The sequence below is a fragment of the Chitinophaga jiangningensis genome, assembly GCF_900142605.1.
GTDB lineage: Bacteria > Bacteroidota > Bacteroidia > Chitinophagales > Chitinophagaceae > Chitinophaga > Chitinophaga jiangningensis.
Window position 1 is genome coordinate 12,031 of the sequence record NZ_FRBL01000007.1, and the last position, 24,278, is coordinate 36,308.

Genomic DNA, 24,278 nt, shown 5'->3' on the forward strand with positions numbered 1-24,278 from the left:
AAATCTAAGGATCAAAATGCCTAAACAAAGTGACGTGCTCGCCACCGATTACCTGGTGAAAATAGCAGAAGAATTTGGTACCCCGGTATACATCTACCATGCGGAAAAGATCAAAACTCAGTACGAAAAGCTGCAAAAGGCCTTTCAGAAGTCTGACACCCGTTTCTTCTACGCTTGTAAGGCATTGACCAACATCAACATCCTGAAATACATCAACTCCCTGGGTTGCGGCCTCGATACCGTATCTATCCAGGAAGTACAGCTGGGATTAAAAGCTGGTTTTGATCCTAAAAACATCATCTTCACCCCAAATTGCGTAGACCTGCAGGAAATCATTGCAGCAAAACAGCTGGGAGTAATTATCAATATCGATAATATTTCCATTTTGGAGCAGTTTGGCAACCAGTTCGGTGACAGCTACCCTATCTGTATACGCCTGAATCCACACATTATGGCAGGGGGAAACTTCAAAATTTCCACCGGCCACGTAGACAGTAAGTTTGGTATCTCCATACACCAGATGCGCCACATTGAACGCATTGTAAAATCTACGAAGCTGAAGGTAACAGGCCTGCACATGCACACTGGTTCTGAGATCAAAGACGTAGATGTTTTCCTCCGTGGGGTGGAAATCATGTTCGAAATGGCAGAACACTTCCCGGATCTTCAATCCATCGATCTGGGCAGTGGCTTCAAAGTAGCTTACCAGCAAGGCGATCCTGAAACAGACATCGACCTGCTCGGCAAAAAACTCACCGAGGCATTCAATAAATTCAGCGCTAAGCACGAACGTCCGCTGCAGCTGTGGTTTGAACCGGGAAAATTCCTGGTGAGCCAATGCGGTTACTTCGTAGTGAAGGCAAACGTCATCAAACAAACGACTGCTACCGTATTCGTAGGTGTGAACTCAGGCTTCAACCACCTGATCCGCCCTATGTTCTATGATGCTTTCCACCTGATCCGGAATATTTCCAATCCTAAAGGCACGGAAAGAATCTATACCGTAGTAGGTAATATTTGCGAAACCGATACTTTCGGTTGGGATAGAAAAATTAATGAAGTGAGAGAGGGCGATTTCCTGGTATTCTACAATGCCGGAGCCTATGGCTTTGAAATGTCGTCCAACTTTAACTCCCGCCTGAAACCAGCAGAAGTGCTTGTTAAAGACGGTAAAGCGCAGCTCATTCGCAGAAGGGACACCATTGAAGATCTGCTTAAAAACCAGATCGAATTAGCATAAGCAAAAAGACAGCAGGCCGTTATCATAAATTTGTAAGATAATGGCCTGCTATCCTTGATAAATACAATATTCCCCTTTCCCGCTCGCCTTCATTATTATCCTGACCCCCTTGAACACTTAACCTTCACTGTTTTCAACTGTTATAAATCATTAATTGGCTGGCATGAACCATCAGATATGGTTCATAATATACATATATATGAAAGTTTTAACTGCACACCAGAATCTGTTTGAAGAGGATCAGATCATACAATCGAATATCTCGTTTGCCCCTTTTCTGCGTTTTCTGAAAGATAAAGTAGCGCGCGAACATGATGGCCGTACCGGCTTTTACCAATATATACTGGATAAATTTAACGCAAAACCGGAACTGCTTCAAGCTATTCCAGACAATGTGAGCCTGGAACCTTACCGTGAATACCTGGACCTCGTGATTGCTTCCATTTTCCCGGTAACCGTAGATACCCAAAAAGATATCTACGGCATCAGCATACCTTTTAAGTTCGCCATCTTCTATTATTCAGAGATGTTTAAACGTCTTTTCACGGAAGAAGATGATTTACTGGCCACCGTTCCCCAGGGCATTAGCATCAACCGGGTAAAAAGAGATAAAAAATTATGGTTATATAAATTGATTCTCGACAGGCACTACCACTTCCCTATCGGCTATCAAAACGATATCATCCACACAATTGATACACCGGATGGCGTTCGCAAGCAGGTGAAAGTAAATATCGACGCCCGTTTCGTGGATGTACGGGTAAAAGGAAAGCTGCCGGAGCTGGACTATAATAATTTTTGTACCAGGCAGATGTCAGTGGACATGCTGGAAACCCTGCTACCACTGGACAATTTCGTGCTGGAAGGCTTCGCCATCTGGACCATAGAAGACGTAACGCAATCCGAAGCGGTGAACACCATTAAAGGGCTGGTCATGAACATGAACAGCAACAATGAAATCGACAGCTATCGCACACTCGAAAGAATGGTACCTGCTATCCTGGGCATTTTTGATATCACCGCCCATATGGTGCCGTTTCCTAAGGTGAACAACAAGCATGTGCTGGAAGATAAGTTCACCCCGGTTGATCCGGTGCTGGGCATTGGCAACAAAAAACAGGAACAACTCCTGTTTACCCAGATGGTGGAGTTCCTCTCTAAAAACCCGCAACCGTTGATTATTCCTGAGGTAACAGAAGAAAGCATAGCGAACTATCCGTTTCTAAAGTACCTGACCCTTAAAAAGATCAGGAGCTTTGTGCTGTTCCCAATTAAACATAAAAGCGAAGTACTGGGTGTGCTGGAACTGGCAGCCTCCCGGCCTAATGCGCTCTCAGAGCGGCCGCTGTGGCAATTGCAAAGCATTTATCCACTGCTGGTACTGATGCTGAACAGAAGTATCAACATTCTCGAAGGCAGGATCAACGAAGTGATCAAGGAACAGTTTACGGCCCTGCAGCCATCGGTGGAATGGAAATTTGTGGATGCCGCCTGGAAACACCTGCTCACGCCTGAAGAAGAAAGGAAAGATATCGCCAACATCAGCTTCGATGAGGTGTACCCGTTATACGGTGCTGTGGATATCCGCAACTCCTCTATTGAACAGGGCAACGCCATCCGCGAGGATTTGCAGGAACAACTGCAACTGATAGATGAAACGCTTTCCATTGTTACCAAAACAGTAAAGCTGAACCTGCTGGAAGAATTGCAATTCAAAACCAGGGATATTATGCAAAACCTGCATGAAAACCTCACTGCCGGCGAAGATGTGAAGATCAATGACTTCATCGACCAGGAAATACAACCGGTGCTGGAACATCTCTGTAGCAATAATGAAGCGTTGCGGCCTGTGCTGGAACACTACTATTCAAAGATCGACAAAAAAGAAGGACACGTATATCACCACAGGAGAGAGTATGAGGAGAGTCTGGCCCAGGTGAATACCGCCATCAACCAATACCTGGAGAAAGAACGGCAGTATATTCAGCAGTCGTTCCCCTGCTACTTCGAAAAATACCGTACTGACGGTGTCGAATACACGATTTACATAGGGCAGTCTATTGCACAGGAGAAGAAATTCGATCAATTATATCTCCGCAACCTCCGCCTGTGGCAGCTTTCATCGATGGCTACCATTGCCAGGCTGACACATAAAATGGCACCAACGCTGAAAAATCCGCTGCAAACCACGCAGATGATTCTCATGCACAGCTCACCTATTACCATCAGCTTCCGCAATGATGAGCGCAGGTTTGATGTGGAGGGTGCCTACAATATCCGCTATGAGATCATTAAAAAGCGTATTGATAAAGTGCATGTAAAAGATTCCGGGGAAAGGCTTACACAGCCCGGCATGATAGCCATTGTGTATTCCAATGCACGTGAAATGGAGGAGTATAAGAAGTATATAAATTTTCTGCAAAGCAAAAATATACTGCTGCCCGATATGGAGATGCTTGACCTGGAAGAGCTCCAAGGCGTTAGCGGCCTCAAAGCTCTTCGTGTAAAAGTCAATTTGCAGGAATTAGAACTTAAATCCTAAAGTAAAATATGGAAGGGTTTCTTCTTTGGAGTGACCGATAACGGCAGTCACAATGAGGGCATTTACCGGTGCTACGTATAAACCGCCACCAAAGCCATCGTGCCATACATGTGATTTTTCGCCTGGCGCCCATACCCTGCCAATATCATTAAAGGCCAGCAGGCCTACGCCGGCAGGCAGGAGGAATGTTTTAAGATCGAAGAGTTTCAGACGTACTTCGGTATTATTATATACTCCTGCCTCGCCCGCAAAACGATAGTTGCGATATCCACGCAGGTTATTTACCCCGCCAATAGAATACGCCTGGAAGTATTCATAATTACCCCATACTTTTCCTCCACCAAAACGGGTCACCAGCACAAATCGGTCAGGGTTATTAAAGCTTAGGTAGACACTAAGGTCCGACTGCAGGGCAGCTAAGTTATTACTGAAATTATTCAGTCCGCCATAACCACTGAAGGTAGTTGTCCATAATACGCCGCGTGTGGCGATCAGCTTATTATTCCTCGTATCCAGCTGTGCCACCACTTTAGCTCCCGCATACCCCTTGTTATGGTATACGCTGGCGGAATCCAGCCCGTTGTTGTTAAAGTCGGTGATATAGCGGTTGTTGTTTTCTGTTTTATTAAACTGGTACCAGGATACAGCCGGGCCGTATGACAGCGACAACTTCTGACCAAAGTTGGTATGTAGCAGTACATCTGCACTATACAACTCAAACCTTGCGCGGTAATAGCTGATTTTTCCCGGCTTGGATTTATCGAACACGGTTTCATTACCATAGCCGAAGAAGTTGATGGTATTGTTAGGCGCCTTTGCGGTAACGTGTGTGATAATGCCGGTATTGCCAATCACATCATTCCACTCACCCAAGTATTTGAAGTTCCATGCTTTGGTAGCCAGCGCATGTGTGGCTGCAAAAGTGTGACGGGAGGCGAAAGGCTCTTTACGCCAGGCCTGGTGCTGATAGGAAGCACCTACGCCGAGCAGCATACCATCGTCTTTATTGAAGCCTACCGCCAGCAGCGGCAAGAATTTATCGTACTTAAAGAACTTACGTTCATAGGCGATATTCTCCGGCTTATCAGAAAGCTTAAGGGCCTGATCACCGTGGAGGAGGAAGGTATCTTTTCCACTCTTCAGGTCGTATATGCGTATACGTTTGCCGGCGCTGGTGGTAGAACTGTCGGTATAGCTATCCGTATCGCGGCCGCCGATAAAGCGGATGCGTATAGGCGTGCTGTTGTTCCCGGTGATTACCCAGCGGTCCTGGCCGCCCATGCCGTAAATGTTCAGTTCCTTGGTAACGTCTGGCTGGAAGGTTCTGCTGAATACGGAGTGTTGCACCTCTCCTTTTTTGGATATTTTGGAGATATTAAGTGACACGGCACCATCATCTTTCCGATCCAGTTGTATCAGCTCGTCTTTAGCAGTAGCAGGCACGTATACACGTTTGGAGAGGAAGCGGTAATATTTAAGCATTACATCTTCCATACCGCTCCTGCGGGCTTTGAGCGTGTTCAGCATATACGGATTTACGAGGTGCTTTACGGTATCCGGGAATGCGTTCACCGCAGCCTCGAGGGTACTGTCCGTCATTTTTTCCAGGAACTTGCTGATTTGTTTCCTCCAATCCTGCTCATCCAGTTCGTTGAGGAAGGAGCGATCGAAGAAGCGGGTAGAGAAGTTCCAGCGGTTCAGGTTTTTAGTTTTGGGGCGGAAGCCGGAGAACTGCGGCATCAGGAACGGCGCAGCAACGATTTTAGACAGGAATCCGTTATTCACAAAAAAGGCCTGATCGCGGTCGCGGGGCACGGGATAGTAGTAATCCACCCCTTTATGTTTTTCACGGAACCAGCGCCATTGGTCATCGTGGCGGTCATAGTCCATGATGTAGTTATCCAGGAGTCTGGCCCGCAGTACCGACTTTTGATCCACGAGGTAATCATTATCTGCCTGTATTTTATCCACCACCTTGAGGGTGTTGTATGTTTTTTCTCTTTCACCGGTAACGGGTTCCCGTTCTTCGAACAGGTACACATCATTTCCAAAATCATTTACATAGATGCCCAGTGCTGTATCCTTTGGCAGGTATACGAAAGTTGGGTTGGTATGGGGGATTTTGGCCGCTTCTGCGAGCACTGCCACTGCCAGCGGCGCATAGGGATTTGCTGCTGAAATCTGGTCCTGTACTACTTCGCGGGCAATAGTTTCTCTCAGCAAAGGCGGAATAGCTACCAGCGGATACTTCTTCAGGGAGCGCATGGCGTATTCCACACCGGCCGTATCTGCCAGTCGCAGGGAGCGGGTTTGCATACCACCACCGCGTTGCAGGATAGTTAGCCCTCCCGGCTTGGCCGTGCGGAGGTTGAGCACCGGAAAGTTGAGCGGCGCCGCCCATACTTTTCGGTAGGTTTCGCCGAGCAGCCAGCGGTGGAAGTTATTCACATCCTCATACTGGGTATCTGCGGGCAGGGTTACTACGGCAGGTAATGTATCCGGCTGTGTGAATTTTATACCGAGGCGATTGAAATCGGAGTAGTGCAGTAAGGTATTTGTAAACGCAGGCTGCGACAGGTTTTCCGCCAGGTAGTACTGAACGTTTACGGTACTGTCTTCCATCACTTCGAGCACGCTGAAGCCATTGTCGCACGTGGCGTATAATGATTTACTGCCCTGTTTTACGCGATTGTTTTTAGCGCCACTGCCGCTCACCACATAGCTATTCCCTTCATCTTTGATCAGCTGCAGGGTGTGGTCGTGGCCGGAAACAAAAACAATGGGGCCGTGTTGGCGCATAGCATCTTCAATGCCTTTTACCATGTCTTTATACAGCGGATGCGGCAAATCTTCCGGGGTACCAAATACGCCGCGTGTGAGCGGATAGATGGAACCAATCACCGGCAGCGGCACATAGAGCCATGGCTTCATGTCAGTCAGCGGAAAGATGTGCTGTTTGATCGTATAGTAGCCACCGTGGATGCCATAGCTTCTGAAAGGATGGTGTGTGGCGAATACGATGAGCTTATTGCGGTTTTTCGCTACTATCTCCGAGACTTTCACCAGCACCTCATCTTTTTCTTTACACTCACAATCGTCGTCTACACCGGGTTTATCGTATGGAAACAGCCACCATTCACTATCCATGATGATGAGCGTTACCTCATCGGAGATTTTCACTTCCTCCGGGCCCGGGCAGCCATCTTTAGGGAAGAAGGTGACATTTGGGAGATGAAGTGAATCCACATATCGTTGCTGGTTGCGGATGGTAGCCCAGCCGTTGGGCTTACTTTTTTCCCAGTCGTGGTTGCCGGGAATGATAAAGCCTTTGGCGTTGGTACCGCGTACGAGGTTTACCTGATAATCGAGTATCTGGCGGGCGGTAGGGTAGCTTTTAGTCAGTGAATCGGGTAACCCTTTAGGATATACGTTGTCGCCCAGAAAAAGTACGGTATTGCGGCTGTCCTGGAGGTCGTATTTGCTGCGAACGGCGTCGATCACCGGGTTGCGGCCATTTTCATGCAGTTCACCGGCGTCCCCGATGAGGATAATGCGTTGTTTCACATTACCGGACTGGCCAAATGCCAACGCCGGCAACAGGCAGGCAAAAATTAGTGCGTAGAATGCTCTCATTTCTTTTTATAAGTGAATTTGAGAATATTGGCTACTCCATCGTACCCGCCTTCATTGGAGATATACATATCTCCATTAGGTGCAAAGGCAAGGCCTTCGGGTTGGAGGAACAGCCGGTGTCTCAGGTTGTAGGCTTCCTGTACATGGCCTTCCAGGTCTGAAATTACCAGCAGCTGATTAACGGAGGCCACAATATACAGCCTATGCTCAATAGGATGTATGGCTGCGGCGCTGGGTTTGAAAAAGCGCATGTCGATTCCCGCTAGTTTAGCTATTTCCTTGTCATCCAGCTGAAATACGGGGTCAGATTCAAAAACCATACTGTCAAGCCGGAAGCTGTAGGCACTGGTAACGCCTAGTTTCTTATCGTCCTCACAATTCTTACAAATGGTTATGATACTGTTTTTGTTCTTGTCGAAGTAGGCAGTTTCAAACTCTTTTTTCCCCTTCTTTCCAAATTTGTAATGAACGGATGTCACCGAGTCGGTAAACAGGTTGCGGATACGGAAAAGGCTTCCGTTGCTTTTGAGCACGAAAATTCCGCTGTCCGTTTCACAGAGGTCCTCGTAGTCGTCATTTTTCCCAAACTTCCAGGTGGGATAGGCTTTGGTTGCTTTTACATCTATTTCGAATATTTTTCCTTCTTCGTCGTTGATAGCCAGGATACGGCGCTCGTCCGGATAGAGGGCTATACCGGATATTTCCTGCATAGACTCACGTACCCGGTAACGTACCGGCGATCCCAGGTCGTAGCCCTGAGGAGAGGAATAAACTTTCTGCGACCTGTCTGAATAGTTACAGGATAGCATAAAAAATAGGAAGAATAGCAGGATTCGTACATCCATAGCGATACTTTATAGCTTAAATTTAACTCAAAAATACAGTAACTTCAGATTGGATTTAATCATCTTCGCATATGCAAAATACTGCCCTCATAGATGCAGCCAGGGAATACATACTGGCAAAATACAGGGACAATCCGCAACCAGCACTGGTTTACCATAATCTTACACATACGCAGGGCGTGGTAGATGCCGCTGCACAAATTGCTGCGCATTACCGCCTCCAGGACGATGAACTGACTGCTGTATACATAGCTGCCTGGTTTCATGATGAAGGATACCTGGAAGGAGATGGCAGCAGCCACGAGGAAGCAGGCGCCGAAGAAGCGGTACAATTCCTCCGGGAGCATAATGCATCGGAGCAGCTGCAGCAAATGGTAAGCGGCTGTATCCTGGCCACTAAAATGCCTCAATCTCCCAACACGCTGATCGAACAAATTGTTTGTGATGCTGATTTATTCCACCTGGGCTCCAAAGAGTACGCCGAAAGAAGTAAGCTGCTCCGCCACGAAGTGGAGATGGTACACCACAAGGAAGTGGATAAAATCGAATGGCTGAAAAGCAATATCCGCTTCCTCACCCAGCATCAATACTGGACCGACTATGCCCGGACATTACAGAAACAACAGAAAGACGAGAACATTAAACAAATGCAGAAAAAGTTAGACAAGAAACTGGCAGAAGAAGGCCCCGCAGTCAATAACAGCACTCCCCTGCCCGACGGTACCACCACCCACTTTTTTGTAGAAGAAAAAGAAAAACATAAAGACAAAGATCACAAGCATAAGGAGAAAGAAGAGAAAGCCAAAAAGCCTGACAGAGGCGTGGAAACGATGTTCCGCATCACAAGCACCAATCACATCCGCCTCAGCTCTATGGCCGATAGTAAAGCACACATCATGATTTCGGTGAACTCCATCATCTTATCTATCATGCTGACGTTGCTGATCCGCCGGCTGGAAGACTATCCTAACTTTATCATTCCATCTCTTCTGTTTGTGATTACCTCTGTAACTACGGTGATATTTGCCGTACTGGCTACCCGGCCCAATGTAACCAGCGGTACCTTTACCCGGGATGATATTTCCCGTAAAGACGCCAACCTGCTGTTTTTCGGCAACTTCCATAAAATGACGCTGGAAGAATATGAATGGGGCATGAAGCAAATGATGAATGACGCAGACTTCCTCTATGGCAGCATGACCAAAGACGTTTATCACCTGGGTGTGGTGCTGGGCCATAAATACCGCCTCCTTCGTATATCCTACAACGTATTCATGTTTGGATTAATTCTTTCTGTACTGGCATTCCTGGTGGCTGCCATCTTCTTTCCCGTAAAAGCATAAGTATATTATGATTCCTTTGTTTAACCGGGATCTCAGCTGGTTGTCATTTAACTTCAGGGTGCTCACCATGGCACAGGACCCACAGGTGCCCCTGTACGAACGCATTAAATTTCTATCGATATACTCCTCCAACCTGGATGAATTTTTCAGGGTAAGGATGCCCGCCATCCTGGCCGTGAATAAGCTGCTGGAGAAGGAGCCGTTTGCCGGCGGCGATGAATCAGTGACCACCGATACGCTGCGGCAGGTGCTCACAGAAGTAAACCGGCAGCAGGAAACCTACGGTCGTATACTCGTTACCGGTATACTGCCCCTTTTGAAAGAGAATGGCATTCACCTTTGCTACAAGGAGGAGTTTACCCCCGCGCAACTGGCTGTTACCCGGGAATACCTGCTAACCACCGTTTTAGCTTACCTGCAACCAGTATGGCTACATGCTGCTGAAAAGAATTATTTTCCGGAGAACAATGCGCTTTACCTTGCGGTATCGGTATCTCCCCTGGAAAAACCAGATATGATGGCTTATGTGGTACTGAATATACCTTCCGTACTGCCGCGGTTTTACCAGCCACCAAAAGAAAATGAATTGTACCAGATCGTTTTGCTGGATGATATTATTCGCTATCACCTTGAATACATATTGCCGGGCTATATGATCAACGGCGCCTACAGCTTTAAACTCACCCGCAACGCCGAAATGGACATGGATGAGTTTAAGGGTGACATCCTGGAAGAAGTAGAAACGCTCATCCGCAAACGCGAACTGGGCGTGCCTACCCGCTTCCTGTACGATGCTGAAATGCCACTGCCGCTACAGCAGTACCTGGCCAATATCTTCGACATAAAACCCGAGGAAATGGTAGCCGGTGGCAGGTATCACAACCTGAAAGACCTGAACGACCTACCGCTGCCAGTGCCTGTTCCAAACGTATTTTATCCGAAATACGCTCCCGTGCAAATTCCGGAAACCGCCGCCACTGACCATATCCTTGACTTAATCCAGCAAAAAGACCTGGTGGTGCACGTGCCTTACCAGCGTTATGACTACGTGTTACGCTTCTTTAACGAGGCCGCTATTGACCCGGATGTACAGGAAATTTATGTAACGCTTTACCGCATTGCCTCCAGCTCTCAAATAGCGCAGGCACTGATTTCTGCTGCCAGGAACGGCAAACAGGTGACGGTGTTTGTGGAACTGAAAGCACGTTTTGATGAAGCCAATAACATCCGCTGGTCAAAGCGAATGAAGGAGGCCGGCGTGAAAATAGTATATAGTATCCCTGGCATGAAGGTACATGCAAAAACGGCGCTGGTAAAGCGCAAACGGGGATATCATTATGACTATTCCGGATTAATTGCCACCGGTAATTTTAATGAAACTACTGCACGCTTTTATGGCGACCATGTACTGTTTACCGCGCATGCAGGCATCACCCGTGAAATGGAGCTGTTGTTTATTTACCTGCAAAGCCGCGAGCAACCGGGGGAATATGGGTTTATACAGTTCAACCACCTGCTGGTTGCCCAGTTTAACATGATCAACCGCTTTACCCAACTCATTGATCGCGAAATTGCCAATGCCAAAGCCGGCAAGCCAGCTAAAATCACCATCAAGCTCAATAACCTGCAGGAAAAAGGCATGATCGCTAAACTGTATGAGGCAAGCGATGCCGGTATACAAATTGACCTGATCGTTCGCAGCATCTGCTGCCTGGTACCATCGCCAAACATACATGTGGTAAGGATTGTAGACAGATACCTGGAACACGCGCGCGTGTTTATTTTCCACAACGAAGGGCAGGAAGAGGTATATATTGGTTCAGCCGACTGGATGAACCGCAACCTGCACCGGCGTATTGAAGTATGCGTACCGGTATATGATCCTGCCATACAGCAGCAGCTGAAAGACATCGTAGCACTGCAACTGGCGGATCCTGCCCATGCACAGACGAACATTACAGGGTATATTGCGAAAATGCAGTAAATTACAAGTATAGAAAATTTGATTATGATGAAGTACGTATGGATGCTGATATTGAGTGTAGGATTTATGATACCTGCTGCCAGCGCACAAACACCAGACCTGCAGCATATTTACAATCCCGAAGCCAATGCCAAAGCCGACATTGAGGCTGCTGTAAAGCAGGCCGCCAAAGAGAAAAAACATGTATTGCTGCAAATTGGGGGTAACTGGTGCATCTGGTGCAAGCGCTTCTACAAATTTGTGGAAGATGACTCCACTCTCAAAGCTACCATGGAAAGCAATTATGTAGTATATCACCTCAACTACAGCAAGGAAAACAAAAACCTCCCAATCCTGAAGGAGCTTGGTTATCCACAGCGCTTTGGATTTCCGGTGTTTGTAGTACTTGACGCCAAAGGTAACCGCCTGCACACACAAAACTCCGGACTGCTGGAATCTGCTGATTCGTATGACAAGAAGAAAGTGGGCGAGTTTTTTAAACAATGGGGCCCGGCGGCTTTACTGCCTTCCAATTATGTAAACGAATAAGTATATACCATGGATAATGGCATCACTTACTTTAAAACGGATGCTGTGCAGTCTTTCATGAGATTTGCACAGCATCCGTTTAAGTTTTCGGCCTTTCTGCTGATGAAGCTACCGGCTGCATGGCTGGCGGGTGTACGACTGGTTTCCGTTTCGGAACAGGCTTGTGTAACCCGGGTACCGTATAGATGGCTATCGCAAAATCCGTTTAAATCTACTTACTTCGCCTGCCTGGCTATGGCCGGAGAACTCAGTACAGGATTGCCCGCCATGATGTATGCACGAAGTACTGAAAAGCGTGTATCCATGCTCGTTACCGGTATGCAGGCCACCTACTTAAAGAAGGCGACCGGCACCACCTGGTTTACCTGTGCAGATATACCTGCCATGAAGGCCGCTATAGAAAAGGCTATTGCCACGAATGAACCAACTACCGTCACCATACGTTCTGAAGGTAAAAATAAAGAAGGCATACAAATTGCCACGTTTGATATTACCTGGTCCTTTAAATCCAGGTAAAAAAGTTTAACCAAATACCCTTAATTATGAAGATTGCATTTCATGGTGCTGCGCGTACTGTAACAGGTTCCAAGCATCTGATCACCCTGAAGAATGGAAAAAAGATCCTGTTAGATTGTGGTATGTTCCAGGGTATGGGAAAAGAAACAGACTCCTTAAACAGAGATTTCGGATTTGACCCCACGGAGGTCACTTATATGGTGTTGTCGCACGCACACATCGATCATACCGGGCTTATTCCCCGACTGGTTAAACAAGGGTTCAGAGGGCCGATTTACTGCACACATGCTACCCGCGATCTGGCGGAAATACTGCTGCTCGACTCCGCAGAGATCCAGGAAGACGATATCAAATTCTCCAATAAAAAGCGTGCAAAGGAAGGTGCTCCTTACCTACAGCCGCTGTATACCGTAGATGACGCCAAGTTTGCCATCAATTTTTTAAAGCCGGTGAACTTCAATAACTGGATCACCATTGATCCCGATATACAGGTGATGTTTACCGATGCGGGCCACATCGTGGGCGCTGCGTGTATTCATTTACGTATTACGGAGTATGGTAAAACACAGCAAATTACTTTTAGTGGAGATATAGGCCGTTACAACGATGCGATTTTGAAGTCGCCGGCGGTATTTCCCCAGGCGGATTATATCCTCATGGAATCCACGTATGGCAGTACTTTGCATGCAGATGCTGCTCCTGCTGATGATGAGCTGCTGCGTTATATCCATGAAACCTGCGTACAAAAAGGTGGTAAGCTGATCATCCCTGCTTTCAGTGTGGGGCGTACACAGGAGTTGCTGTACACGCTCAATAAAGCTCAATTGGCAGGTAAGCTTCCTAAGGTGGATATCTTTGTGGATAGTCCACTGTCCACAGAAGCCACTGCTGTTACCAAAGCGCATCCGGAAGTGTTTAATCGCCAGGTATCTGACCTGTTAAAGAAAGATAATGATCCTTTCGACTTTCCAGGGCTGCGTTATGTGAAGTCCGTAGATGAATCCAAAAACCTGAACTTCCGTAAAGAGCCCTGTGTAATCATCTCCGCATCCGGCATGGCGGAAGCAGGAAGGGTAAAGCACCACATTGCCAATAATATTGATGAGCAGAGAAATACGATTCTGATTGTGGGTTATTGCGAGCCGGAATCACTTGGCGGGCGGCTGATGCGCGGTGCGAAGGAAGTTTCTATCTACGGTACTCGTTTTGAAGTGAGAGCAGAGGTGGGTGTGATCAGGTCTATGAGTGCGCATGGCGACTATGAAGATCTGAGTCAGTGGCTGGCTTGCCAGAATCCAAGAGATATTAAAAAACTCTTCCTGGTGCATGGAGAATATGATGTGCAGCAGATTTTCAAGAAATGGTTATTTAAAAAAGGCTTTCTGGATATTGAAATTCCGGATCGTCATTATGAAATCGGGCTTACCTGATTTCTATAAATACAAATCCTTGGTTGGTTCCGCGCTGTACGTTGGTGCGGAACCGTTAATACCCGGATGTATGCTGTATGTCGTGTGTACAACACCGTTAGCTCACTCTGATAACAAATCCTGCGGAAACCATAGTACCACCCGGGTGCCGGCGGCTTTGCATTCGCTGTCATACAGGTCTTCAATTTCAAAGCCTGCCTGTACGTGAAACCTGCTGTTATAGATCGCGAGCCTGTCGCGGGTGATCTGCAGCCCGCGGGAATGGTGTGAATGGCCTTGCATTTGCTTAATGGCAGCCGATTTTTCTCTCCCTACCCCATTATCCTCAATAGTGCAAAGAATACGGCCAGGTGCTTCTTCGAAGGTAATTGTGACGCGCCCTTTTTCCTTTTTATGCACCAGCCCGTGCCAGATGGCATTCTCCACGAAGGGCTGTACAATCATGGTAGGGATTTCCACCATATCGGCGTCCAGTTTCGGATCAATGATGATTTTATATTCAAACTGGTCGGTGAAGCGAAGTTTTTCCAGTTCCATGTAATTCTCCAGCATGCTTACTTCACGGGAAACAGAAATGTTATTGAGCTGTGAATTATCCAACACGTTGCGGATCAATTTGGCAAACCGGCTGAGGTAGGACAATGCGGACTCTGTCTCGTTCTTCATCATGAAGATCTGGATGGAGTTTAGCGCATTGAAAATAAAATGCGGATTCATTTGTGAGCGGAGCGCCTTCATTTCCAGCTGTGCCATTTCCTGCTGGATGCTGGCGCGCTGACGAGCTTCACGTCTGATGATATTTATGCGGAAACGAACATACAGATAGATTACAGCGATGGCAAGAATAATGGCCAGCATCCTGAACCAGTCCGTTTGCCAGAATGCCGGCAGGATGTTGATTTGCAGGACGGTCACATTATCCGAAAAGGTACCGGTGGCATTTGCCGCTTTCACCAGGAAAGTATAAAAACCAGGTGGCAGGTTAGTGTATTTGGCTACCAGCAAGCCTTCCGCGGGCACCCATTTTTCATCTACCCCTTCCAGCTGGTAGTAATAATTTATTTTTTCCTGGTGATACTGAAGACTTTTAAACTCAATAGAAATAAAGTTCTGGCGGTGATTGAGCTGAATCGGTGTGGTATCAGTCAGCGCTTTCCCGATTTGAATGGTGCTATCCATCACGCGTACGTTGAGGATGGTAACATCCGGAGGAGGCGGTGCTACCTGCAGTTTTGCGGGATCAAATGTTACGGCATGGTCAGAGGCACCTATGAGCAGCATACCGTTGTGAAGCTCCAATATGCGTCTCCTTACCTTTCTGTCATTGTCGATAATATCATCTCCCTGAACAAAAGACTCCAGTTTTTCCTGCTTTAGTTTTAATTTATAGAAGCCATGCTGCGTGGTGAGCCAGATGTTTTGGTTATGGTCGCCGGCGATGCTCAGTATCCATTCATCAAACAGTTGTTTGCCATTGAGTATAGGGTGAGATGTACGGGCAGCTGTATTTACGATCCAGAGTCCGTGATCGGTGCCGGCCAGCAGTGTGGTATCATTGTATTTATACAGAGAAGTAACGTTAACGAACACTCTTTTATCCCAGCGGAAAGTGTGTTTATGCCCGATCTGCCTGGTTTGGGGATTAAAAAGCAGGAGTCCCGAAGTGCTGGTAGCCAGCCATAGCTGACCATCTTTTTGCGGCACGATATCCATTACGGACGCCGGGCGCTTCAGGCTGTCGAGTAGGGTATTGAAATACGTAAACTGGTCTGCCTGTGGATTCCAGGCGGCGAGGCCTTTTTTATAAAGGCCTAAATATACCGTAGTATCGTTGTAAGGATGAATATCCAGCAGCGTTTGCTGTTTCAGGGCATCGCTTTGCAGGTGTTTGATAAAGCGTTTGTTTACCGGGTCAAAGAGCGAGAGGTTGCCATTTTCCTGGCCTATCAGCACAGTACCGTCCTTTAATTCTGCGAAGCTCCATACCAGGCTGCGTTCTTCGGGTATGGAAACAGTGCGGTCAGTAGCCTGGTGCGTATAAAGGTTAGCGGAGGTGAGGTCGGGCGACAGACAGGCAAATCCTTTGCCCCAATAGCCAATATATACGTTTCCGTTAGTCCCCTGGAAAAGCCCGGTTACTTCCGCTTGCGGGAGTTTGGTATTGGGGGAGAGAAATGAGGTGCGCTGGTCGAGCGTGTTAAAGGATTGGCCGTGGAGGCTCAGGATGTTTATGCCATGATCTGTTCCTATCCAGAGATAGCCTTCGCGGTCGCTCATGATGCAATTGGCTTCATAATCGTAGTGCAGCCCTTGCGGATCATTGTTATTTCCGGGAATATTAAGGTCTACTTTCCCTCTGGCCTGGTTATATCGGAAGATACCTCCTTTTTCTGTTGCCAGCCAGATGTTGCCAGCGGCATCTCCGTGTATGTCGAATATGGCATTCCGGAGATAGGAAGGTTCTGGCAGGTCGGATGGTGAACGGAACTCAAAGGTGTCCAGCTGCTGATTGGCAGCATTGTATTTATAGCCGTATCCACCGCGGCCTGCGAGCCATACTTGCTGGTGGGTATCGAGATAGATCTTTTTAAACGAATTGGCGATATTTAGTGCCGGTATATGTTTTGGATTATAATCTTTATGATAGAGTTGACTTCTGTCGGCACTAAGAATAAAGGCCTGATGCGCTCCGCTAAACCAGATATTACCTTCTTTATCCTCCATGATGGCGTCCTGGATTTGCTTTCGGAAATGCTCGGGAATATTGGTTGCTTTTTGAAATACGTTTCTTTTTTCGTTGTAGCGCAGGAGACCGTCGGTGGTAGAAGCCCAGATAGTGCCATGTCGATCTTCGAGTACGTTATTACAGGATAAGCCTTCTGTGGTGTTGGTATGTTCCGGAATGGGAATTGTTTTCACCTTGTTGGTAACGGGGTCGTATACACGTATGTTATCGGGTGTTCCCATCCATATGCGGCCGTAGCGGTCTTCGCAGAGGCAGATATCATCGTAATAAATAGACCCAGGTACGCGGTCGAAGGTGGCGACTGTGATCAGGTTGGTACCGTCGTATCGTTGCAGTGCTGTGCTGGCGATCCATATAAATCCTTTTTTATCCTGCAGGATGGCGGATACGTGGTTACTGGCAAGGCCGTTGGATATATCGAGGTGGCTAAATTTGTGAGTAAATGGGTTCTGGGCAGTACTTTGAAGGTACAGCATTAGCACTTGCAGGATGGTAAACAGCACTGCCTTGTGTAAATCTGGAAGTACAGCGAACAGCCGGTTCATTTGGAGTATGGCGTGCTTAGGCACGATTAACAGATAGTTGATAGTTGGCGATAAACGAATAATAGTTTTGGTTTATGCCATTTGATACAAGTTAATAAATGTAGGATAAATCCGGTAGTGGATAAAATAAAAAAAGCTGCATTACTGCAGCTTTTCTTGTACCACGTACGGGAATCGAACCCGTGATTCCTCCGTGAAAGGGAGGCGTCTTAACCCCTTGACCAACGCGGCGTTTTCGTTTGGGATTGCAAAGATAGGAAAACCTTTATATCTACCAAATTTATTTTTAGAATTTTATGAAATTCTTTTGGTGACTTGTCTTGCTATCAATGAACCGGGGTGCAAATATCGGAATTAATTTGAATTAACCATCATCTTTTAAATTTTCTTTTTCTTCTGGTAGATTTTAATGGAGGTGACGAACAAGGTGGCGGCGCTGGCTGTAGTCTTTACAGACAAACACTATCCATGCCCATACACGTTGCCATTACCAGGAAAGTGCTGCCTGGGAAAGAGAAAGAGTTTAAAGATGCACTGCGGAATTTTTTAGGAGAATCCTTTGCACAGTCGGGTGTAGAAGGTGCCGGCATGATTACTTCCCTGCATGGGGAAGGCAGTAATGAAATAGGTATCCTCCGAACATTTGCGGATGCAGCTGAAAGAGATGCCTTCTACAATTCCAGGCAGTTCAAGGCTTGGGAGGCCTATGCTTCCACACTCACAGAACCTCCCGTATATCGGCAGCTAAATGGCCTGGAAGCATGGTTTCGATCACCTGTGCCGCCGCCGCGGTGGAAGATGGCTGTTGCTACCTTGTGCGGCGTATTCCCTACCAGCGTGTTGCTTTCGTATACCGTTGCTCCACTGATAAGAACATTACCGTCGTTAGTGCGACAGCTGATTTTTGCCGCCTGCATGGTAGGCTTACTTACCTGGGTGGTGATGCCGGTGGTGATAAAACTATTACGTAACTGGCTGCAGCCGGCAAAGTAGTTAAGGCAGGATGAATTTATCGTTGGTGGGAAACTTATTAATGAGTTGACCACCTACCGCGAAGTTACCTTCCAGTATATCCTTCGGATTTCCGCTGAGCCACATGCTCAGGTCTATTGCTTCGTAGTTGCCGCTATTGAAGCCAAGTAGTACAATCAGCACCTCCTTTCCGGTATTTTTGATATAGTGTCCCGCGCCCATTGGAGCGTAGCCCACATCGCCTGCTTCGAACTGTTCTTTCACAAACTGCCCCTGCGCCAGGAATACGCCCATCTCGGCTGTACCCTGGATGTAATATTGCCATTCATCTGCATTGGGGTGCCAGTGTAGTTCCCGTAATCCACCAGGCTCGATTTCGAATATGGATCCAGTAATGGTTTTAGCGATAGGAAATTCGCGTTGGGTTACTACCCGTTGAGTACCGCCACCAGGCACCAGCTTCGGCATCTGTGCACCCAATGGATAACGGTGTGGAGAAGTAAGGTTGGCATTATCTCTTGGTACTGCCAGGCCTGAATGTACATCCGGCAATTGTGATGGCGCGAAATACATTTCATGCTGCGGCAATTGCGCTACTTCCTCCAGCGATAAACCCAGGTTCTGCGCTGCAATTTCCGGTGGTACACTGGAAATAAAATCAGTAACGCTGAATGTATGATCTTCAGAAAAATCTCCATTATCAAATATCAGGATGAAGTGACAGGGGTCGTTGCTGATACATTGTAACACATGTCCGAAGCCTCTGGGGAAGTACCATACATCACCGGGGCCAAAAAGATCAATATAGGTATTGCCTTGCGGATCAATAGTAGTGGTACGCATTCGGCCTTTCAACACATATGCCCATTCAGCAGCGTTGGCATGCCAATGCAGTTCGCGCATGGCACCTGGATCGAGGTGCATACTCACACCAGCAAGATTTTGAGAGGCCGGGAACTCACGCACAGAAGCGCCGCGGGTGATACCGCCAGGAGCCGTTTTGGGCGTGGCTTTTTCAAGTGCGTATTTGAAGCTAAGGGTGGTTGTTTCCATTTCAGGGAGTTGGGTTCGAAAGGGAAACAGGTAAGTGGGGGAAGTTGTTGTCCGGAAATAACAGCGTTAAATGATATTGAGTAAAAAAGCTTGTAATATTGCTGCTGCTCTTTTCAAACCGCATTTTTCAAGCTTCAAGAGAACTTCTGCTATAGACATTGGCGGGTTTTTCAATGCGCTGACTTGTGCCCTGAGTGCATCCCAAACAGCAGAAAAATTTGTCCGCAGTAACTCCACTACCAATTCATCCGGTGTAACAATCCCAATATTAAACCTGCTTGCTATTTTAGAAGGGAAGTCCTTCTTATTAAATGTAATGATGATATCCGCCTCACACTTAATGGCAGCAGCCAGTACGTGGCGATCATTATCATCCGGCTATATTATTCCAGGTATTAATCCTTCAAATTTGATGGTATTTGCATCAGGAAATGCCTTGTCCATTTCATTGCAAATACGGGTTAACAGGTTTCTTTTCAGATCTGGTCTGTTCCGTAACAAGCTTTCTATCCATTCATGCTGTATTTGCGCTGTCCATTTCGGCACGATAACACCAACTTCTGACAAGCGTAACAACAAGTCTCTGACAGGCGCCGGATACAAAACATTAGCATCTAAGAGAACCACTAATCTCTTTCTACTAATCATTTAGTATCCCATTTTAAGTTTTTGCGCCTGCTCAGCCAGAAAGTCAAGACTTTCTTTTCTGGCCTTTTTAAGCTTCTTTTCATATTTAATAAGGTCTTCCATTTTTACTCTGCGGTGACTCCCAACCTTATGAAATGGGATTTCACCTTTTTCCAAAAGATTTACCAAAAAAGGCCTTGACACTCCTAATATTTCAGCGGCCTGCTGCGTGCTTATTTCTTCGTCATTGCCGGAGAATAATATTGCAAATGAGCTATTCGAAGCCATTTTTTCTAATATGGTAAAGAAAAGCATAAGTGCAGATTTAGGTACTTCAAGTCCGTCGCCATGACCTGAAAAATGAAGGGTAACTGCTTCAGATTTGGAATTCAGGATTTGCGCTGATAATTCAGCGACCTTCGGCTCCAAAGCCTTAACTATCTTCTGATCGCGTTTACTAGTTTTCTCAAGAATTGTCTCCATTGCTGTGGATTTTAATTCAATAAAATTACGAAAATATTCGAAATAAACGAAACAAACGAAATAAACGAAAAGAACAACTATGAGGAGCTACCATGCCCATGGGCACACAACATCAATGAGGAAAATAATATTAAATTGAAAAATTTAAGTCAGGCAGGCAATGACTTTCAGCGGAGAGAAATGTACCAAAAACAAAAAAGGTCACCTTCCGGCAACCTTCTGTTTCTTGTACCACGTACGGGAATCGAACCCGTGATTCCTCCGTGAAAGGGAGGCGTCTTAACCCCTTGACCAACGCGGCGTATCGTTTTGGGATTGCAAAAGTAGAACCTTTTTTGATATTTCCAAAATATATTTTCATAACCTAAAAATATATTGATTTCTACGGCTATAGATTGTAAATTCGCCTTCGATTTTTTCATATTCAAATCACGATGTAAAATGGGAACTACTCTCAAAATTGGTATTAATGGGTTCGGCCGTATTGGTCGTTTGGTATACCGCCAGATTTACAAAATGCCCGGCATTGATGTGGTTGCGATCAATGACCTCACCAGCCCTAAAACGCTGGCACATTTGCTGAAATATGATTCCGCTCAGGGCAGATTTGATGCAGAGGTTAAGCATTCTGACAACTCTATCAACGTTAACGGTGAAGAGGTAAAAATATACGCACAGAAAGATCCGGCTCAAATTCCCTGGAAAGAGCACGAAATCGATGTAGTAATCGAATGTACCGGTTTCTTTGCTGATAAAGACAAAGCTTCCGCTCACCTCACCGCCGGTGCAAAAAGAGTAGTTATCTCCGCGCCTGCTACAGGTGATCTGAAAACTGTTGTTTTCAACGTAAACCATAACATCCTCGACGGTTCTGAAACCGTTATCTCCTGCGCTTCCTGCACCACCAACTGCCTCGCTCCTATGGCGAAAGTGCTCCAGGAAAAATATGGTATCGTTAACGGTCTGATGACTACCGTTCACGCTTATACCAACGATCAGAACACCCTGGATGCTCCACATCCAAAAGGTGACCTGCGCCGTGCACGTGCAGCAGCTGCTAACATCGTTCCTAACAGCACTGGCGCCGCTAAAGCTATCGGCCTGGTTCTGCCTGAACTGAAAGGTAAACTGGATGGTTCCGCTCAACGCGTTCCTACCATCACCGGTTCCCTCACCGAACTGACCGCTATCCTCGGCAAAAAAGTAACTGCAGAAGAAGTAAACGCTGCCATGAAAGAAGCCGCTAACGAATCTTTCGGTTATACCGAAGATGAAATCGTAAGCAGCGACGTAATCGGTATGCACTTCGGTTCCCTGTTCGACGCTACTCAAACCAGAGTTCAAACAGTAGGCGATACCCAAATGGTTCGTACTGTTTCCTGGTATGACAACGAAATGAGCTACGTATCTCAGCTGGTTCGTACTGTTAAGTACTTCGCCGAGCAGATCCAGAAATAATATCAGACAAGCCCCCGCTCCGGCAGGGGCTTCGTTTTGAATTCCGCGCAACTACACCATAACAGCAAACCAGCCGGTACTACCGATGTAAATGCTTTGTGCTGTCGGTTCCGCGGTTTTTTTATTCAATCCCCCTTCTTATTCTATAAACTGATACTCCATGAGTAAGTTTTCCGATCATAACTTCAATGGCGAAAAAGCCTTGATCCGCGTAGACTTCAACGTGCCGTTGAACGACAAATTTGAAATCACCGACGATACGCGTATGCGTGCTGCCGTTCCAACCATTAAGAAAGTTCTCAAAGATGGTGGCGCCGTTATTCTGATGTCGCACCTCGGCCGGCCAAAAGACGGTCCTACCGATAAATACTCTTTAAGACACCTCGTATACCACCTCATCTCCCTCCTGGACGGCGTTACCGTTAAATTCGCGGAAGACTGCGTGGGCCCCGTTGCAGAAGAAGCTGCTGCCAACCTGCAAATGGGCGAAGTACTGCTCCTCGAGAACCTCCGCTTTCACAAAGCAGAAGAAAAAGGTGACCAGGAATTTGCGCAACAACTCGCTAAACTCGGCAACGTATACGTAAACGATGCCTTCGGCACCGCTCACCGCGCCCACGCCTCCACTGCCATCATTGCCCAGTTCTTCCCTCCTGAAAACAGAATGTTCGGCTACCTTATGGAAGCAGAAGTTTCTAATGCGGAAAAAGTACTGAACAACGCGGAGCAGCCTTTTACTGCCATTCTCGGCGGCGCTAAAGTGTCCGATAAGATCCTCATCATCGAAACGCTTATGGAACGCGCTAATAACATCATCATTGGTGGTGGTATGGCCTTTACCTTCCTTAAAGCACAAGGCAAGGAAATCGGTAACTCCCTCGTGGAAAACGATAAACTCGACCTCGCCAACGACCTGCTGGAAAAAGCGAAAGCAAACGGCGTGCAACTGCTTCTGCCCGTTGACTCCGTAGCTGCCGATAAATTTGCTGCTGACGCTGCCACACAGATCGTTTCCAACGATAACATCCCTGCAGGATGGATGGGCCTCGACGTAGGACCAAAATCCGTAGCACTCTTCAGCCAAACCATCGCAGCCTCCAAAACCATCCTCTGGAATGGCCCAATGGGCGTATTCGAAATGGAAGCCTTCCAGGGTGGTACCAAAGGTGTAGCTGAAGCTATCGTAGCTGCTACCGCTAAAGGCGCCTTCTCCCTCGTAGGTGGCGGCGACAGTGTTGCAGCCGTAAACCAGTTCGGCTTTGCTGACAAAGTAAGCTATGTATCTACCGGCGGTGGCGCTATGCTCGAATTCTTCGAAGGCAAAGTGCTCCCGGGTATTGCAGCAATCTAAATAACAAAAAAAGGCTCCTCGCAGGAGCCTTTTTTCTTACGCTACGTGTTCCCGTATCTTCACAAACATCTTTAAGCAAAACATATCCTTGCGGAACTCATTTCTTCTCTTCATCGCCAGGAAATATTTCTTGTATTTAAAGAAGAGTACCATGCGTTTCCAGCTATCCCCAAATCCTGTACTGGCATAGCTTTCATAAAGCTCTTCCAGCACCTGCTTTTCTTTCGCATGCGCTGTATCACATTTCCCGGCAAATGTTTGCAGTCGCTCTCTCGCCTCCCTGATCTTTAACTCCTGCGGCTTCTTATCTTTTGTGACATTAAAGCCATGCTGACGCCATTTCACCATGGCCTTATCATAATACAGAATGGTGCCGTGTAAAGTGGCATTAAAGGCCAGCCACAGGTCGTGTGGCATCACGGTTGGAAATGGCATACTTCCCATCACTACTTCCCGCTTCGCAATCAATGCATGCCCGCCAACACAGTTATCAGTAGCAAAATAGAGGGGATTATCGAAATCCTGCAACTTCTTCAGATTGTTATGGGAAATCCCCAAACTCTCCAGGTTTCCATCTACCATTGCAGAATCACAGTAAATCATGGGATGGTCACCAATGGCATCCATCAGCAACTGCGTTTTATCCAGGTCCCATACGTCATCCTGATCCGCGTAGGAAATGTATGCTCCTTTTGCCATTCCGCTTACCTTTTCAAAGTTTTTGATATAGCCAAGGTTGTTATCATTCCTGTGAATCTGAAAATGTGGATAACGAGCGGCATATTCTTCTAAAATAGCCCAGGTACCATCTTTACTGCAATCGTCCAAAACAATGATTTCCAGGTTGGGATAAGTCTGATTTACCAGTGAATCCAGCTGTGGTCTTAAAAATCGTTCTCCATTGTAGGTGGCGGCCACAATCGTGACCAGTGGGCTTCTCTTGTCGGAAGTAAGCATATATCTGAATTGATTGCGGCAAAAG

At 46.8% G+C, this 24,278-nt stretch carries 17 protein-coding genes and 2 tRNA genes; 11 read left to right on the forward strand and 8 right to left on the reverse strand.

Annotation, left to right across the window (positions count from 1 at the left end):
- Positions 1 to 16: 16 nt before the first annotated feature.
- Positions 17 to 1,240, forward strand: a complete 1,224-nt coding sequence (gene lysA / locus BUB18_RS18220; RefSeq protein WP_073083899.1) for a diaminopimelate decarboxylase — start codon at positions 17 to 19, stop codon at positions 1,238 to 1,240.
- A gap of 199 nt (positions 1,241 to 1,439) precedes the next feature.
- Complete coding sequence (locus tag BUB18_RS18225) at positions 1,440 to 3,782, forward strand: GAF domain-containing protein (RefSeq protein WP_143159995.1); 2,343 nt, start codon at positions 1,440 to 1,442, stop codon at positions 3,780 to 3,782.
- Here the strand turns inward: BUB18_RS18225 and BUB18_RS18230 are convergent.
- Positions 3,765 to 7,415, reverse strand: a complete 3,651-nt coding sequence (locus BUB18_RS18230) for a BamA/TamA family outer membrane protein (RefSeq protein WP_073083903.1) — start codon at positions 7,413 to 7,415, stop codon at positions 3,765 to 3,767. The genes BUB18_RS18225 and BUB18_RS18230 overlap by 18 nt on opposite strands.
- Positions 7,412 to 8,260 (reverse strand): hypothetical protein, encoded by an 849-nt coding sequence (locus BUB18_RS18235; protein ID WP_073083904.1) that lies wholly within the window; start codon positions 8,258 to 8,260, stop codon positions 7,412 to 7,414. The genes BUB18_RS18230 and BUB18_RS18235 overlap by 4 nt, the downstream gene beginning before the upstream one ends.
- 71 nt (positions 8,261 to 8,331) lie before the next feature.
- Here BUB18_RS18235 and BUB18_RS18240 point away from each other — a divergent pair, with 71 nt between their 5' ends.
- From BUB18_RS18240 to BUB18_RS18260, 5 genes are read left to right on the forward strand one after another with little or no spacing between them, the layout of a single operon-like run.
- Positions 8,332 to 9,603, forward strand: coding sequence for a Pycsar system effector family protein (locus tag BUB18_RS18240; protein ID WP_073083906.1), 1,272 nt, complete (start codon positions 8,332 to 8,334; stop codon positions 9,601 to 9,603).
- Between the two features lie 7 nt (positions 9,604 to 9,610).
- Positions 9,611 to 11,587: a polyphosphate kinase 1 gene (gene ppk1 / locus BUB18_RS18245; RefSeq protein WP_073083908.1), complete on the forward strand. Its 1,977-nt coding sequence runs from the start codon at positions 9,611 to 9,613 to the stop codon at positions 11,585 to 11,587.
- Between the two features lie 24 nt (positions 11,588 to 11,611).
- Positions 11,612 to 12,115, forward strand: coding sequence for a thioredoxin family protein (locus tag BUB18_RS18250; RefSeq protein WP_073083910.1), 504 nt, complete (start codon positions 11,612 to 11,614; stop codon positions 12,113 to 12,115).
- Positions 12,116 to 12,124: 9 nt separating this feature from the next.
- Positions 12,125 to 12,631: a DUF4442 domain-containing protein gene (locus BUB18_RS18255; RefSeq protein WP_245805696.1), complete on the forward strand. Its 507-nt coding sequence runs from the start codon at positions 12,125 to 12,127 to the stop codon at positions 12,629 to 12,631.
- Positions 12,632 to 12,657: 26 nt separating this feature from the next.
- Positions 12,658 to 14,061 carry an MBL fold metallo-hydrolase RNA specificity domain-containing protein gene (locus tag BUB18_RS18260; protein WP_073083912.1) on the forward strand — a complete coding sequence of 468 codons (1,404 nt, stop codon included), beginning with the start codon at positions 12,658 to 12,660 and terminating at the stop codon, positions 14,059 to 14,061.
- Positions 14,062 to 14,163: 102 nt separating this feature from the next.
- Here the strand turns inward: BUB18_RS18260 and BUB18_RS18265 are convergent, their stop codons facing one another.
- Together BUB18_RS18265 and BUB18_RS18270 are read right to left on the reverse strand one after the other, a co-directional pair.
- A complete protein-coding gene (locus BUB18_RS18265) occupies positions 14,164 to 17,352 on the reverse strand; it encodes a ligand-binding sensor domain-containing protein (RefSeq protein ID WP_073083914.1) in 3,189 nt (1,062 codons plus the stop codon).
- Between the two features lie 159 nt (positions 17,353 to 17,511).
- Positions 17,512 to 17,583, reverse strand: a tRNA-Glu gene (locus BUB18_RS18270).
- A gap of 237 nt (positions 17,584 to 17,820) precedes the next feature.
- On the opposite strand from BUB18_RS18270, the gene BUB18_RS18275 reads away from it, so the two are divergent.
- Positions 17,821 to 18,345 carry an antibiotic biosynthesis monooxygenase gene (locus BUB18_RS18275; protein WP_073083916.1) on the forward strand — a complete coding sequence of 175 codons (525 nt, stop codon included), beginning with the start codon at positions 17,821 to 17,823 and terminating at the stop codon, positions 18,343 to 18,345.
- Here the strand turns inward: BUB18_RS18275 and BUB18_RS18280 are convergent, their stop codons facing one another.
- Positions 18,346 to 19,377, reverse strand: coding sequence for a cupin domain-containing protein (locus BUB18_RS18280; RefSeq protein WP_073083917.1), 1,032 nt, complete (start codon positions 19,375 to 19,377; stop codon positions 18,346 to 18,348).
- 70 nt (positions 19,378 to 19,447) lie between these two features.
- Here BUB18_RS18280 and BUB18_RS29420 point away from each other — a divergent pair, with 70 nt between their 5' ends.
- Positions 19,448 to 20,029, forward strand: coding sequence for a hypothetical protein (locus tag BUB18_RS29420; RefSeq protein ID WP_143159996.1), 582 nt, complete (start codon positions 19,448 to 19,450; stop codon positions 20,027 to 20,029).
- Here BUB18_RS29420 and BUB18_RS18290 read toward each other — a convergent pair.
- Positions 20,026 to 20,487, reverse strand: a complete 462-nt coding sequence (locus tag BUB18_RS18290) for a helix-turn-helix domain-containing protein (protein ID WP_073083919.1) — start codon at positions 20,485 to 20,487, stop codon at positions 20,026 to 20,028. The genes BUB18_RS29420 and BUB18_RS18290 overlap by 4 nt on opposite strands.
- Positions 20,488 to 20,716: 229 nt before the next feature.
- Positions 20,717 to 20,788 (reverse strand) — tRNA-Glu (locus BUB18_RS18295).
- Positions 20,789 to 20,928: 140 nt separating this feature from the next.
- Here BUB18_RS18295 and gap point away from each other — a divergent pair.
- Positions 20,929 to 21,945 (forward strand): type I glyceraldehyde-3-phosphate dehydrogenase, encoded by a 1,017-nt coding sequence (gene gap, locus BUB18_RS18300; RefSeq protein WP_073083921.1) that lies wholly within the window; start codon positions 20,929 to 20,931, stop codon positions 21,943 to 21,945.
- 160 nt (positions 21,946 to 22,105) lie between these two features.
- Positions 22,106 to 23,296, forward strand: a complete 1,191-nt coding sequence (locus BUB18_RS18305; RefSeq protein ID WP_073083922.1) for a phosphoglycerate kinase — start codon at positions 22,106 to 22,108, stop codon at positions 23,294 to 23,296.
- Positions 23,297 to 23,332: 36 nt separating this feature from the next.
- On the opposite strand, the gene BUB18_RS18310 is transcribed toward BUB18_RS18305, so the two are convergent.
- Complete coding sequence (locus BUB18_RS18310) at positions 23,333 to 24,253, reverse strand: glycosyltransferase (protein ID WP_073083924.1); 921 nt, start codon at positions 24,251 to 24,253, stop codon at positions 23,333 to 23,335.
- Between the last annotated feature and the right edge of the window lie 25 nt (positions 24,254 to 24,278).